A 13,275-nucleotide genomic window follows, 5' to 3' on the forward strand; every position below is an offset into this window, starting at 1 on the left:
GGTGCAGCCGGGGGCCGACACGGGCCCCGGGGACGCGGCGAGGAGGAGACGGCGGGCATGGCAGCAGTGCAGGGGACGACCCCGCGGGGGTCGCGCTCCGCCGCCGGGCACCGCTCCCGGCTCCTCGTGCGGCGCCTCGTGCGGCACCTCGACGCCGGCACCGCCGAACCCGCGCTCGCCGACCGCTTCACGCGCTGCGTCGACGCCCTGCAGCGGCCCGCGGAGCGCGCCGGGGTGCTGGGCGGCGCGAAGGTCCGCCTGGTGGGCCTGGCCGCGCGGCACCCGCTGCAGGTGCTCCCGACCGCCGTGGCGATCGCCCGCCTGCCCCGGCTGGGGGTGCGCACGGACGCCTCGCCCGGCGGGCTCACCCTGCGGGCGGCACTGACCCAGCGCTACCTGGGGCTCGTCCCCGTGGGCGCGGCCGGCCTGGCCGTGCTCGAGGTGCCCGCGACCCCCGGCGCGTACCGCGACGGCGCCTCGCGGCAGACGCTGCGCCGCAAGGTGCGCGCGGCCGAGCGGCGCGGGACCACCTGGCGGCTCGTGCACGACCCCGCCGAGCGCCGCGAGCTGCTGGTGCGCGCCGAGGCGGCCGAGCGCGCCCACCGCGACGCGCGCTACCGCAGCGAGGACCCGGACAACAGCGAGGTGCTCGAGCACGACCTGTGGCTGGTGGCGGAGGTGGCCGGGGAGCCGGTGCTGCTGTCGGTGACGCCCACGGCCGGGGAGTGGGGCTCGCTGCGCTACTTCCGCACGCTCGGTTCCGGACCCGCGCAGAGCGACGCGCGCTACTACGCGCTGGCCCACCTGGTGGACGAGCTGGCGCGGCGCGGGGTGCGCCACCTGCTCGACGCCACGCCCCCGCTCAAGCTGACCAACGGGCTGCGCCACTTCCAGCGCATGGTGGGCTTCCGCTACGCGCGCGTGCACCTCGCGGGCTCCGCCGGGCCGGCCGCCCCGGCGGTCGCACCGGTCGACGGGTCCGCGGCGGTGCATGGGCCCGCAGCGTCGCACCGACCGGCCGCCCGCCCGGTGCGGCGGGGACGGCCGGCGCGCCCGGGCGGGCGCGTCCCGGCGGCTCAGTCGGACAGCCGGGCCAGGGCCGTGGCGAGGTCGTCGGGGTAGGAGCTGGTGAACTCCACCGGCCGCCCCGTGCCCGGGTGCTCGAAGCCCAGCCGGACGGCGTGCAGCCACTGCCGCCCCACCCCCAGGCGCGCGGCCAGCACCGGGTCGGCGCCGTAGGTCAGGTCGCCCACGCACGGGTGGCGCAGCGCCGAGAAGTGCACGCGGATCTGGTGCGTGCGGCCGGTCTCCAGGTGCACCTCGGCCAGGGCGGCGGCGCGGAAGGCCTCCAGGACCTCGTAGTGGGTCACCGACGGCTTGCCGTCCGCGGTGACCGCGAAGCGGTACGCGCTGCCCGGGTGGCGGCCGATGGGGGCGTCGATGGTGCCGCGCAGCGGGTCCGGGTGGCCCTGCACGAGCGCGTGGTAGACCTTCTCGACCGTGCGCTCCTTGAAGGCGCGCTTGAGCGCGGAGTAGGCGTGCTCGCTCTTGGCGACGACCATCAGCCCGGAGGTCCCCACGTCCAGGCGGTGCACGACCCCCTGGCGCTCGGCGGCCCCGGAGGTGGCCACGCGGTAGCCGGCGGCGGCCAGGCCCCCCACGACCGTCGGCCCGGTCCAGCCCGGGCTCGGGTGGGCGGCCACGCCCACCGGCTTGTCGACGACGACGAGGTCCTCGTCGTCGTGCACGACCACCAGGCCCTCGACGGGCTCGGCCACCACGGCCGGCGCCGACGGCGGGTCGGGCACCTCCACCTCGAGCCAGGCGCCGGCGCGCACCCGGTCGGACTTGCCCACGACGGCGCCGTCGACGAGCACGCCGCCGGCGGCGGCGATCTCGGCGGCGCGCGTGCGCGACAGGCCCAGCAGGCGGGAGAGGGCGGCGTCCACGCGCTCGCCCTCGAGGCCGTCGGGCACGGGCAGGCTGCGCACCTCAGGCACGGGAGCCCTCCCCCGCCGCTCGGGCGCCGCGCTGCTCGCGGGAGCCGTCCAGGCCCACCCCGCGCAGCGTCATCACCGCGATGAGCACCGCGGCGCAGCAGATGCTCGCGTCGGCCACGTTGAAGACGGGCCAGCTCGGCAGCTCGAGGAAGTCCACGACGTGCCCGCGCGCGAAGCCCGGCTGGCGCAGCAGGCGGTCGGTGAGGTTGCCCGCCGCACCGGCGAGCAGGAAGCCGAGAGCCGCGGCCCAGCCGGTGCTGCGCAGCCGGCGCGCCAGCACCAGCACGGCGACCACCACCGCCAGCGCGACCGCGGTGAAGACCCAGGTGGCGCCCGTGGCGAAGCTGAAGGCCGCCCCCGGGTTGCGGATCAGGTGCAGCTGCAGCACCTCGCCGAGCAGCGGCCTGCGCACTCCCGGCTCGAGGTGGGCCACGGCCAGCACCTTGGTGACCTGGTCCAGGGCGTACACGGACAGCGCCAGCACCAGCGCGTGGGCGGTGCGGCGCGGGCGGGCGGCGGGCGGGGGCGCGGTCATGGCCGCACGAGTCTCCCACGCCCGCCGCGCACCCGGGGGCGGCCCCGGCGTCAGCGGCGCTCGCCGCGCGCCTTGCAGCCGACGCAGAGGGTCACGCGCGGGAAGGCCTGCAGGCGCGCCTTGCCGATGGGCCCGGCGCACGACTCGCACACGCCGAAGGCGCCGGAGGTCAGCCGCACCAGCGCGCGCTGGGTCTGCTCCAGCAGGTCGCGCGCGTTGTTGACGATCGTCATCTCGTGCTCGCGCCCGGCGGTGGCCGCGCCGTGGTCGACCTGGTCGTCACCGGCGCCCTCGCCGGAGGCGACGAGGGCGGAGAAGGAGCTGGTGGCGTCGTGCAGCTGGCGCTCCAGCCGGTCCACCTCGGCCTCGAGCTCGCCGCGCACCCCGTCCAGCTCCGCCGGGGTCCACGCCTCCTCGGTGCCCGCCACCGGCAGCTCGCGCACCGCGGCCGCGCGCGCGGCGCCGCCCGTGCGCGCGCGCGAGGCCGTGCCCGCCGCCTGGCTGCGCCGCGTGGTCGCCGTCCCCGAAACCGCTGTGCCCACCGTGGTCCCCCTCCGCTGCCCGCGGCCTGCTGCCGCGTGCCGGAAGACTAGGGATACAACGTTGCGTGAGCAAGTGGAAACAGAAAGTGACTCACGGACCGCGCGATACCCCTCGAGCACCCCGCAAGCGCGAGCGCGCCGCCACCCCCGGCGGGGTGGCGGCGCGCTCGGCGGTGCGGGTGCGGCGGGGTGCGCTCAGCGGGCGGCGGCGTCGTCGGGCACGACGCGGCCGCTGCGGCGCAGTTCCTCGAGCTGCCCGGCCATGAAGGACTCCAGCTGCTCGCGGTAGGTGCCCTCGCGCTCGCGCAGCTGGACGATCGCCTCCTCCAGCAGGCGGCGGCGCTCCTGCAGCTCCTGCAGGGTGCGCTCGCGCTGCTGCTCGGCCTCGGAGACGGTCTGCTCGGCGCGCTGGCGCGCCGCCTCCAGCAGGGCGTCGCGCTGCTGCTGGCCCTCGCGCACGTACTCGTCGTGCAGGCGCTGGGCCAGCGCGATGACGCCGGCCGCCTGGGACGTGGGGTCCGCGCCGGGCGCGTCCGCCGCGGCCGGCTGCTCCCCCGAGGAGGGCTGCCCGGCGCGCGGGGTGCGCTCGGCGTCCCGCACGTGCTCGGCGTCCTCCACCGGCGCGCCGCCCTCGGCGCGCAGGGCGCTCGCCGCCACCGCGCCGGCGCCCTCGCGCGGCCCGGGCACGTCCTGCGCGGGCACCTCCCGGGCGGGCACGTCCTGGGCGTCCAGCGGCCGGCCGGCCTCGGGAGCGACGGCGTCGTCGGAGGCGGCCGCGGGGGTGGTGCCCGACAGCTGGGCCACGCGGGCCCGGCACTGCTGCAGCTGCGAGCGCAGCTCGTCGTTCTCGGCGTTCAGCCGGCGCAGCTCGGTGACCACCTCGTCCAGGAAGTCGTCCACCTCGTCCTGGGCGTACCCCTCGCGCACGCGCGTGGGGTTGAAGCGCTTCTCGACGACGTCTTCCGGGCTCAACGGCATGGGGCTCACCTCTGTCGAGGGCCGCCCCGGCCGGACGGTCCACCTGGCGTCACCGTAGCGGAACGCCCCCGCGCCGCGGATCACCGCGCGGGGCGCGTCAGGGGTGCGCCTAGCGGGACGCCTCGAGGGCCAGGGTGCCCAGCACGCCCAGCAGGATCGAGCACAGCAGGGCCAGGACGAGGAAGGCGAGGTCGAGCTGCACCGCCCCCAGGCGCAGCGGCGGCAGCACGCGCCGCAGCACCTTCAGGGGCGGGTCGGTCACCGTGTAGACGCCCTCCGCGGCGACCAGCACGGCACCGCGCGGGCGCCACTCGCGGGCGAAGACCTGGACCCAGTCGAGCACGAGCCGGGCGATCAGGCAGAGGAAGAAGAGGAGGACGACCAGGCGCAGGGACTCGAAGAGGAGGGCCACCCCCACATCCTGCCCGACGCGCGCGCGCCCGGGCCGCGACGGGCCGGGAGGGACCCGTCCGGCCCGCCCCCGGTCCCCCGCCCGGCCCCCGCGGGGCGCCGCCGACCCCCGCCGGGCACCGCGCGCGGGCCGGGCGCGCGGGAGCGGTGCTCAGCCGGTGGTGCTCAGGACTGGTTGAAGAAGGTGCGCTCCGCGGGGCGCTCCTCCTCCTGGGAGGCCACCTCGACGTTCTGCGGGGAGAGCAGGAACACCTTGTTCGTCACGCGCTCGATGGAGCCGTGCAGGCCGAAGACGAGGCCGGCGGAGAAGTCGACCAGGCGCTTGGCGTCCGCGTCGTCCATGTCGGTGAGGTTCATGATCACCGGGACGCCCTCGCGGAAGCTCTCCCCGATGGTCTTGGCCTCGTTGTACGTGCGCGGGTGGATCGTCGTGATCCGGTGCAGCTCCGGAGCACTGCTGACCTGCGGCACCACGTGCGCCACCTGCCTCCTGATCGGGGTCACCTGACCCGTGGTCTCCGCGCGGCGCTCCGCGACCGGAGTGGGATCGAGCGCGCGGGCCTCGGAGCGGGGTTCGTGCCGCGGCTCGGGCCGCGGGGCCGGGTGCGCCCCGCGCACGTGCTCGGCGCGCTCGCGCGGCGCGTCGGCCTCGGACTCCTCGGCGTAGCGGTCGTCCTCGGCCAGGCCGAGGTAGACCATCGCGTTGCGCAGTGCGCCGGCCATCGCAGTCTCCTCGGGGGGTGCGGTCGTGCGGGGTCCCACCGCGGCGGGGGCGCCGGGCGTCGGTGACGTTACCGCGCCGCCGGACGCGCGCCCAGGACCGCGCTGCCGACACGCAGGTGTGTCGCCCCGGCCGCCACGGCCGCCTCCAGGTCGCCGCTCATGCCGGCCGAGAGCAGCACCGCCCCGGGGTGCTCGGCGCGCACCCGCTCGCCCGTGCGCGCCAGCTGCGCGAAGGCGCGCGCCGGCTCCTCGCCGCGCGGGGCGACGGCCATGAGCCCCGCCAGGCGCAGCCCGGGGGCGGCGGCCACGGCGTCGGCCACGCGCAGCACGTCCGCGCCGGCGGCACCACCGCGCGCAGGGTCCACGGCGGCGCCGAGCGCGGCGGCCAGGTCCACCTGCACGAAGCAGTCCAGCTCGCGCCCGGCCGCGCCGGCGGCGGCCGAGAGCGCGGCGGCCAGGCGCACGCGGTCCACGGAGTGCACCGCGCGGGCGTAGCGGGCCACCGCGCGGCACTTGTTCGTCTGCAGCTGCCCCACGAAGTGCCAGCGCAGGTCCGGGTGGGCGGGCTCCAGCGCCGCCGCCTTGGCCGCGGCCTCCTGGTCGCGGCTCTCGCCGACGTCGCGCACGCCCAGGGCCGCCAGGGCGGCGACGTCCCCGGCGGGGAAGAACTTGGTGACCACCACGAGGGTCAGCTCCGCCGGCTCGCGCCCCGCGGCCGCGGCCGCGGCCGCCACGCGCCCGCGCACCGCCGCCAGCCGGCCGGCCAGCTCGCGGGCGCGCGCCGGGTCCGGCGCACCGCTCACGCGAGCACCACCACGCCGGCGCTGCGGCCGGTGACGCCGTCGCGGCGGTAGGAGTAGAGCGAGGGGTCCTCCAGCGTGCACGGCCCGGGCCCGGTGGCGGGCACGCCGGCGGCGGCGAGCTGGGACAGGACACCGGCGGCCACGTCGACGGCCGGGGTGCCCCGGCGCGTCCTGGCCCGGGCGGCGGGCACGGCGGCGGCGACCTCCTCGGCCATCGCGGCGGGCACCTCGTAGCACCCGCCGCACACGCACGGGCCCAGCGCGGCGCGCAGGTCGCGGGCACCGGCCGCGCGCAGCGCCGCGACCGCGGCGGGCACCACCCCGGCGACCAGCCCGGGGCGCCCGGCGTGCGCGACGCCCACCAGCCCGGCACCGGGGTCGGCCAGCAGCACGGGCACGCAGTCGGCGACCACCACGGCCAGCGCCAGCCCGCGCCGGCGGGTGATCAGGGCGTCGGCGCGCGGGACGGGGGCGTGCTCGTCGGCGACCTCCACGACGTCCGCGCCGTGCACCTGGACCGGCACGACGAGGGCGTCGGCGCCCACGGCCCGTCGCAGCGCGTCGCGGTGGGCGGCCACCCGCTCGGGGTCGTCGCCCACGTGGTCGCCGAGGTTGAACCCGGCGTGCGCCCCGGCGCCGCCGGCGCCGGCGCGGGTGGTGAAGCCGCCGCGGACGCCGGCCGGCAGGCCGGCGTCCAGCAGCGGCACGTGCGCGGCGCTCACCGGCGGGCGGCCCGCGCCGACCCGCCGCGGCCCGCCGCGCGACCGGGCCGCGCGGCGGGGCGGCGCCTCACTTGAGGAAGTCGGGCACGTCGAGGTCGTCCTCCTCGGGCCGCGGGCGCACCGGGCGGCGCGCCCCGGCGGTGTCGCTGGGCAGCTCGATGATGCGCGGGACCTGCACGGGGTCCTCGCCCGGCACCATCTGCGGCTGGTGCTGCACCGGCTGCTGGGGCGCGTACTGCGGCGCCTGCTGGGCGGGCTGCTGCGGCGCCTGCGGGGCGGGCTGCTGCGGGGCCTGCTGCTGCGGGGCGTGCTGCGCGTACTGGGGCGCGGCGTACTGCGGGGCGGCGTACTGCGGCTGGGCGGGCGCGGCGGGCTGCGCCGGCGCCTGGGGCGCGCTGGGCAGGTGCGAGGGGGCGATGGGGGCCTGCTGCTGCCACGGCTCGGGCCGGGCCGGGCGGGCCGGGGCGGGCGGGGCCGCCGGGGCGCGGCCGGGCACCTGGCCCAGGGCGCGCTCGCCGCGCGAGCGCACCGGGCTGCCGCTGTCGAAGCCGGCGGCGATGACGGTCACGCGCACCTCGTCGCCCAGGGCGTCGTCGATGACCGCGCCGAAGATGATGTTGGCCTCGGGGTGCGCGGCCTCCTGCACCAGCCGGGCCGCCTCGTTGATCTCGTACAGGCCCAGGTCCGAGCCGCCCTGGATGGACAGCAGCACGCCGTGGGCGCCGTCGATGCTCGCCTCCAGCAGCGGGGAGGAGATGGCGCTCTCCGCGGCCTGCACGGCGCGGTCGTCGCCGCGGGCGGAACCGATGCCCATGAGGGCGCTGCCGGCGCCCTGCATGACGGACTTCACGTCGGCGAAGTCCAGGTTGATCAGGCCCGGGGTGGTGATGAGGTCGGTGATGCCCTGCACGCCGGAGAGCAGCACCTGGTCGGCCGACTTGAAGGCGTCCAGGATGCTGACCTGCTTGTCGCTGATGGACAGCAGCCGGTCGTTGGGGATGACGATGAGGGTGTCGACCTCGTCGCGCAGCTCGGCGATGCCGGACTCGGCGGAGTTGGCGCGCCGGCGGCCCTCGAAGGTGAACGGGCGGGTGACCACGCCGATGGTCAGCGCACCGAGCGAGCGGGCGATGCGGGCCACGACGGGGGCCCCGCCGGTGCCCGTGCCGCCGCCCTCGCCGGCGGTGACGAAGACCATGTCGGCGCCCTTGAGCACCTCCTCGATCTCCTCGGCGTGGTCCTCGGCGGCCTTGCGGCCCACCTCGGGGTCCGCGCCGGCGCCCAGGCCGCGGGTGAGCTCGCGGCCGACGTCGAGCTTGACGTCGGCGTCGCTCATGAGGAGCGCCTGCGCGTCGGTGTTGACGGCGATGAACTCGACGCCCTTGAGGCCGACCTCGATCATCCGGTTGACCGCGTTCACCCCGCCGCCGCCGACGCCGACGACCTTGATGACCGCTAGGTAGTTCTGCGGAGCTGCCACGTCGAGTGCCTCTCGCCTCTTTCGCCGATGCCGCCCGGGTCCGGTCGTGCCGCCCCCGGGAAAACGCTGACCCTCAGGTAGAGGGTTAACGTTATGTCATTTCCTGCTGCTGGGTGACCGTAGGGAGACAGGGGGCTGACGTGCAACTGCCGCCCCGGCGTGTCGCCGTGGCGCACCGCCCAGGGGGCAGGACCACCCGTCCGGCCGAACCCCCGCGGAGGCCAGTCCACTCCGGGGCCGGTCCGCGCTGCGGCCGGTCAGCTGGCGGGCCGCACCGCGGGGGCGTCGGGCGCCGAGACGTCGACGGCCTCGGCGCCGGCGACCTCCGGCTCCTCCAGCAGCCGCAGCAGGACCTGCGCCTTGCGCTCGGGGCGCCCGGCGTCGCCCCAGACGACCACCGGGCCATCCGCCAGGCGCAGGGTCACCGCGTCGGGGCTGGTGGCCGTGATGGCCGCGACCCGCGAGCGCACCGAGACCGGCAGCGAGCCGTTGACGGCCAGCGCCGCGCGCAGCGCGCCGGGACGGGCCCGCTCGACGTCCACGCTGAGCAGCGGCACCCCCGCCGGGGCGGCGTCGGCGTGCTGCAGCACGCGCGCCTCGGCGTCGACGAGGTCCACGCCGCCGGTGGTGGAGGGCACCGCGGCCACCGCCTGGCGCTCGTGCAGGCGCACCCGCAGGGTCGAGGGCCACGCGCGCACCACCTCCACCGAGGCCACCAGGGGCAGCTCGCCCTCCATGCGCCGGGCCAGGTCGCCGGTGTCGAGCGCGGCCAGCGGCTCGCCGCGCGCGTCGTCCACCAGCGCCAGCACCCGCTCGGGCGCGGTGCGCCCGGCGCCGTCGACGCGGACCTGCTGCACGCGCAGCCACGGCGAGGCCAGCGCGACCCAGCCGGCGGCGGCCAGCACCACCGCCAGGGCCAGCGCCGCCGTCGCGGCGCGCCGGCCGGGGCGCCGCAGCAGCCCCCCGCGCCGGGTCAGGCGCCCGGTCAGGTCCGCCACGCGCGCACCGCCGGCGCGGGCGGCGCGCACCTCGGGTCGGGCTCCGGCGCGGCTCCGGCGCGCCGCGGGCGCCGGGGCGGCCGCGCGCACCGCGCGGCGCCGCTCGGCGCTGCCCACCGGGCGCGGGTGCGCCGGGCGGGCGGGCGCGGCGGGCACCGTCGGCGCGGGCGGGCGGCGCGGACGGGTGGGCCGGGTCACGCCCGCCCCTCGCGCTCGGCCAGCAGCGCCAGCACCTGCGGGCCCAGGGCCGTCACGTCGCCCGCGCCGACCGTGAGCAGCAGGTCGCCGGGGCGCAGCCGCCGCACGACGGCGCGGGCGGCGTCGGCGCGGTCGGGCACGAACGCCACCGCGCCGGCCGGCAGGGGCACCGCGTCGGCCACGAGCGCGCCGGTGACCGCGGGGTCGGGGTCCTCGCGGGCGACGTAGACGTCGAGGACGACCACCTCGTCGGCCAGGGCCAGGGCGCGGCCGAACTGCTCGGCGAACTGCCGGGTGCGGCTGACCAGGTGCGGCTGGAAGACGGCCACGACGCGCCCGCCGGCGGCCACCGGCCGGGCGGCGCGCAGCAGGGCCTCGACCTCGGTGGGGTGGTGCGCGTAGTCGTCGACCACCCGCACGCCGGCCGCCTCGCCGCGGTGCTCGAAGCGGCGCCGGGCGCCGCCGAAGCGCTCCAGCGCGCGCAGCACCGCTCCCGCCGGGGCGCCCAGCTCCAGCGCGGCGGCGAGGGCGCCGGCGGCGTTGCGCAGGTTGTGCAGCCCCGGCACCGCCAGGCGCAGGGGCAGGGCGGCCGCGTCGGGGCCGGCGTCCGCGTCGACGTCCACGTGCACCAGGGCGCTGGGGCTCGCGCCGCTGACGTCCACGTCGGACAGGCGCACGTCCGCGTCCGGGTGGGTGCCGTAGGTGCGCACGCGCACGCCCGCCTGCCGGGCGAACTCCGCCAGGCGCACCGAGCCGGCGTCGTCGGCGCAGGCCACGAGCACGCCGCCCGGGCGCAGGCGCTGCACGAACTCCTCGAACGCGCGGGCGAGCGCCTCGGCGGTGCCGTAGTGGTCCAGGTGGTCCGGCTCGACGTTGGTGACCACGTCGACCTCGGGCGCATAGGCGCGGAAGGAGCCGTCGGACTCGTCGGCCTCGGCCACGAAGGGGCCGGAGCCGTCGCGCGCGCCGCCGTCGCTGCCGCCGGTCAGCTCCCCGCCGATCGCGTACCCCGGGTCCAGCCCGGCCTCGAGCAGGGCCGCGGCGAGCATGGAGGAGGTCGTCGTCTTGCCGTGGGTGCCGGCCACCGCCACGCCGCGCCGGCCGACCATGAGCGCGGCCAGCGCCTCGGAGCGGTGCAGCACGCGCAGGCCCCGCGCGCGGGCGGCGACGAGCTCGGGGTTGGCCGGGCGCACCGCGGAGCTGACGACCACGGTGTCCCCCGGGCCCAGGTCGCCCAGGTGGGCCTCGTCGTGGCCGACGGCCACGCGCGCGCCGAGCGCGGCCAGGCGGTGCAGCACCTCGGAGTCGACGGCGTCGCTGCCCGAGACGGCCACGCCGCGCGCCAGCAGCAGCCGGGCCACGCCGGAGACGCCGACGCCGCCGATCCCGAGCAGGTGCACGCGCCCGAGGCGCTCGACGGGCACGGGCTCGCCCGCGGGCTCGGTGGGGGCGCTCACGCGGCGGCTCCCGCGGGGCGCTCGCCGGCGGCCTCGGCCACCAGGGCGGCCAGCCGCTCGTCGCCGTCGAGGACGCCGGAGGCCGCCGCGGCGGTGGCCGCGGCCGCCAGGGCGGCGGGGTCGCTCAGCAGGGGCACCACCCGCTCGCGCACGAACGCCGCGTCGAGCTCGGCGTCGGGCACGAGCAGCCCGCCGCCGGCGGCGACGACGCCCTCGGCGTTGCGCCGCTGCTCGCCGTTGCCGATCGGCAGCGGCACGTAGACCCCCGGCAGGCCCAGGGCGGTCAGCTCGCTGACCGTGCCGGCGCCGCTGCGGCACACCACGAGGTCGGCGGCGGCGTAGGCGGTGCCCATGTCGTCCAGGTACGGGCGCACCAGGTAGCGGGCGGGGTCGGCGCCGGGCGCCAGCACCACCTGCTTTCCGCGGCCGCTGGCGTGCAGCACCTGCGCCCCGGCGGCCAGCAGGTCGGCGGCGGCGGCGCCGAGCACCTCGTTCAGGCGCTGCGCGCCCAGCGAGCCGCCGGTGACCAGCAGGGTGGGCGCGTGCGGGTCCAGGCCCAGGCGGGCGCGGGCCGCGCGGCGCAGCCCCTCGCGGTCGCCGGCGCGGGCGAGGTCGGTGACCTCGCTGCGCAGCGGCATGCCGGTGTGCACCGCGCGCGGCAGCGGCGTGCCCGGGAAGGTGACGGCCACGTGCCGCGCCCAGCGCGCGCCCAGGCGGTTGGCGATGCCGGGCAGCGCGTTCTGCTCGTGCACGACGACGGGCACGCCCGCGCGGCGCGCCGCGAGGTAGGCGGGCACGGCGACGTAGCCGCCGAAGCCGACGACGACCTCGGCGCGCACCTCCGCCAGCGCGCGCTGGGCGGCGGCCACCGCGGCGCGCAGCCGGCCGGGCAGGCGCAGCAGGTCCGGCGAGGGCCGGCGCGGCAGCGGCACGCGCGGCACCGGCGCCAGGCGGTAGCCGCGCTCGGGCACCAGGCGCGACTCCAGGCCCTCGGCGGTGCCCAGCACCAGCACCTGCGTGGCCGGGTCGCGCAGGCGCAGCCGGTCGGCGGTCGCCAGCAGCGGCGCGACGTGCCCGGCGGTGCCCCCGCCGGCGAGCAGGACCCTCACCGCGACCTCCTCGCGCGCCCGGGCAGCACGGCCAGGGAGCGCTCGACGACGGAGCCGCGCGCGCGCAGCGCCTCGGCGGCGCCGGGCTCGGCGCGCGCGAAGGACAGCAGGACGCCCACCGCGAGCATCGTCACCACCAGGGCGGTGCCGCCGTAGGAGATGAGCGGCAGCGGGACGCCGATGACGGGCAGCAGCCCGAGCACGACCGCGACGTTCAGGCAGGCCTGGCCCAGCACCCACGCCGCGAACCCGGTGACGGCGACCTTCGTGAAGAGGTCCTGCGAGCGGCGCACCAGGCGCAGCGCGGCCAGCGCCAGGACGGCGAAGAGGAGCAGCACGACGAGGGTGCCCGGCAGCCCCAGCTCCTCGCCGATGATGGCGAAGATGAAGTCGTTGTGGGCCTCGGGCAGCCACTGCCACTTCTCCCGGCTGGCCCCCAGCCCCAGGCCCCACCAGCCACCGGAGGCCAGGGCGTACCTGCCCTGCACCGGCTGCCAGCTGGCGCCCTGGATCTCCACGCCCGAGGTGGCCGAGCCGAACAGCCAGTCGTGCACGCGGCGCATGCGGTTCTCGCTGGTCACGACCAGCAGGGTGGCCACGAGCGCGCCGGCGGCGCCCACCAGCGCGAAGAAGCGCACCGGCACGCCGGAGGTCCACAGCATCGCCACGACGATCAGCATCATCACCATCGCGGTGCCCAGGTCGCGCGAGAGCAGCACCAGGCCGATCGTGGCGCTCACCGAGGGCAGCAGGGCGCCGAAGAGCTGCGCGGGCTCGTGCAGGCGCTCGCGCCGGCGGGTCAGGGCCAGCGCGGCGGCCAGGACCAGGGCGACCTTGGCCGCCTCGGAGGGCTGCCCGGACAGCGGGCCCAGCTCGATCCAGTTGCGGTTGCCGCCGACCTCCCGGCCCACGCCGGGGACGAAGACGAGCAGCTGCAGCAGCGCGGCGGCCAGCAGCGCGGGCAGCGCCAGCCGCCGCCACGCGGTGGCGGGCAGCCGGCTGGCCACGACGAGCGCCACGGCGCCCAGCACCGCGAACGTGGCCTGCTTCTTGAAGTAGGAGAACTGCGAGCCGTTCTCGCGCAGCGACTCCACGCTGGAGCTGGAGAGCACCATCACTAGGCCGATGACGACCAGCAGCGCGGTCGTGGCCAGCAGCACGTGGTGCGTGGCCAGGGGGGAGTCCAGCAGCCGCAGGCGCTCGCGCGCCCACTCCCCCGCGGCCTCCAGCCACGCGGGGCGGCGCCAGGTGCCGGTGGTCCGGCCGGTCCGGTCGGACCGGCCGCCGGTGCCGGGGCGCTCGGCGGTGCCCAGCGCCAC

At 78.5% G+C, this 13,275-nt stretch carries 14 protein-coding genes; 1 reads left to right on the plus strand and 13 read right to left on the minus strand.

Annotation, left to right across the window (positions count from 1 at the left end; all coding sequences use genetic code 11):
• Window positions 1–57: 57 nt before the first annotated feature.
• Window positions 58–1,122 carry a hypothetical protein gene (locus ACRYMN_RS14010; protein ID WP_432496193.1) on the plus strand — a complete coding sequence of 355 codons (1,065 nt, stop codon included), beginning with the start codon at window positions 58–60 and terminating at the stop codon, window positions 1,120–1,122.
• Here ACRYMN_RS14010 and ACRYMN_RS14015 read toward each other — a convergent pair.
• From ACRYMN_RS14015 to ftsW, 13 genes are all read right to left on the minus strand, one after another.
• Window positions 1,077–2,000: an RluA family pseudouridine synthase gene (locus tag ACRYMN_RS14015; protein ID WP_432496196.1), complete on the minus strand. Its 924-nt coding sequence runs from the start codon at window positions 1,998–2,000 to the stop codon at window positions 1,077–1,079. The genes ACRYMN_RS14010 and ACRYMN_RS14015 overlap by 46 nt on opposite strands.
• On the minus strand, window positions 1,993–2,535 hold the full coding sequence (gene lspA / locus ACRYMN_RS14020) for a signal peptidase II (RefSeq protein ID WP_432496199.1): 543 nt from the start codon (window positions 2,533–2,535) through the stop codon (window positions 1,993–1,995). Before lspA ends, ACRYMN_RS14015 begins: the two co-directional genes overlap by 8 nt.
• Window positions 2,536–2,585: 50 nt before the next feature.
• Window positions 2,586–3,077, minus strand: a complete 492-nt coding sequence (locus ACRYMN_RS14025) for a TraR/DksA family transcriptional regulator (RefSeq protein WP_432496202.1) — start codon at window positions 3,075–3,077, stop codon at window positions 2,586–2,588.
• A gap of 195 nt (window positions 3,078–3,272) precedes the next feature.
• The gene (locus tag ACRYMN_RS14030; protein WP_432496205.1) at window positions 3,273–4,055 is read right to left on the minus strand and encodes a DivIVA domain-containing protein; all 783 of its coding nucleotides are present in this window, start codon (window positions 4,053–4,055) and stop codon (window positions 3,273–3,275) included.
• A gap of 109 nt (window positions 4,056–4,164) precedes the next feature.
• Window positions 4,165–4,467 carry a YggT family protein gene (locus ACRYMN_RS14035; protein WP_432496207.1) on the minus strand — a complete coding sequence of 101 codons (303 nt, stop codon included), beginning with the start codon at window positions 4,465–4,467 and terminating at the stop codon, window positions 4,165–4,167.
• A 164-nt stretch (window positions 4,468–4,631) separates the two neighbouring features.
• On the minus strand, window positions 4,632–5,189 hold the full coding sequence (locus ACRYMN_RS14040) for a cell division protein SepF (protein WP_432496210.1): 558 nt from the start codon (window positions 5,187–5,189) through the stop codon (window positions 4,632–4,634).
• A gap of 68 nt (window positions 5,190–5,257) precedes the next feature.
• Complete coding sequence (locus tag ACRYMN_RS14045) at window positions 5,258–5,992, minus strand: YggS family pyridoxal phosphate-dependent enzyme (protein ID WP_432496213.1); 735 nt, start codon at window positions 5,990–5,992, stop codon at window positions 5,258–5,260.
• Window positions 5,989–6,714 carry a peptidoglycan editing factor PgeF gene (gene pgeF, locus ACRYMN_RS14050; RefSeq protein ID WP_432496215.1) on the minus strand — a complete coding sequence of 242 codons (726 nt, stop codon included), beginning with the start codon at window positions 6,712–6,714 and terminating at the stop codon, window positions 5,989–5,991. The genes ACRYMN_RS14045 and pgeF overlap by 4 nt, the downstream gene beginning before the upstream one ends.
• Window positions 6,715–6,781: 67 nt before the next feature.
• Window positions 6,782–8,194: a cell division protein FtsZ gene (gene ftsZ / locus ACRYMN_RS14055; protein WP_432496218.1), complete on the minus strand. Its 1,413-nt coding sequence runs from the start codon at window positions 8,192–8,194 to the stop codon at window positions 6,782–6,784.
• Window positions 8,195–8,451: 257 nt separating this feature from the next.
• Window positions 8,452–9,390 carry a cell division protein FtsQ/DivIB gene (locus ACRYMN_RS14060; RefSeq protein ID WP_432496221.1) on the minus strand — a complete coding sequence of 313 codons (939 nt, stop codon included), beginning with the start codon at window positions 9,388–9,390 and terminating at the stop codon, window positions 8,452–8,454.
• The gene (murC, locus tag ACRYMN_RS14065; RefSeq protein WP_432496223.1) at window positions 9,387–10,847 is read right to left on the minus strand and encodes a UDP-N-acetylmuramate--L-alanine ligase; all 1,461 of its coding nucleotides are present in this window, start codon (window positions 10,845–10,847) and stop codon (window positions 9,387–9,389) included. The genes ACRYMN_RS14060 and murC overlap by 4 nt, the downstream gene beginning before the upstream one ends.
• Window positions 10,844–11,956, minus strand: coding sequence for an undecaprenyldiphospho-muramoylpentapeptide beta-N-acetylglucosaminyltransferase (murG, locus tag ACRYMN_RS14070; RefSeq protein WP_432496225.1), 1,113 nt, complete (start codon window positions 11,954–11,956; stop codon window positions 10,844–10,846). The genes murC and murG overlap by 4 nt, the downstream gene beginning before the upstream one ends.
• The gene (gene ftsW / locus ACRYMN_RS14075) at window positions 11,953–13,275 is read right to left on the minus strand and encodes a putative lipid II flippase FtsW (protein ID WP_432496227.1); all 1,323 of its coding nucleotides are present in this window, start codon (window positions 13,273–13,275) and stop codon (window positions 11,953–11,955) included. Before ftsW ends, murG begins: the two co-directional genes overlap by 4 nt.

It is taken from the genome of Kineococcus gypseus (genome assembly GCF_050871305.1).
Lineage (GTDB): Bacteria > Actinomycetota > Actinomycetes > Actinomycetales > Kineococcaceae > Kineococcus > Kineococcus gypseus.

Bases quoted from the DNA above. Each gene is read 5' to 3' on its own strand.
- ACRYMN_RS14040 (WP_432496210.1), bottom strand. From the start codon at position 5,189: ATGGCCGGCGCACTGCGCAACGCGATGGTCTACCTCGGCCTGGCCGAG.
- ACRYMN_RS14010 (WP_432496193.1), top strand. From the start codon at position 58: ATGGCAGCAGTGCAGGGGACGACCCCGCGGGGGTCGCGCTCCGCCGCC.
- ACRYMN_RS14030 (WP_432496205.1), bottom strand. From the start codon at position 4,055: ATGCCGTTGAGCCCGGAAGACGTCGTCGAGAAGCGCTTCAACCCCACG.
- lspA (WP_432496199.1), bottom strand. From the start codon at position 2,535: ATGACCGCGCCCCCGCCCGCCGCCCGCCCGCGCCGCACCGCCCACGCG.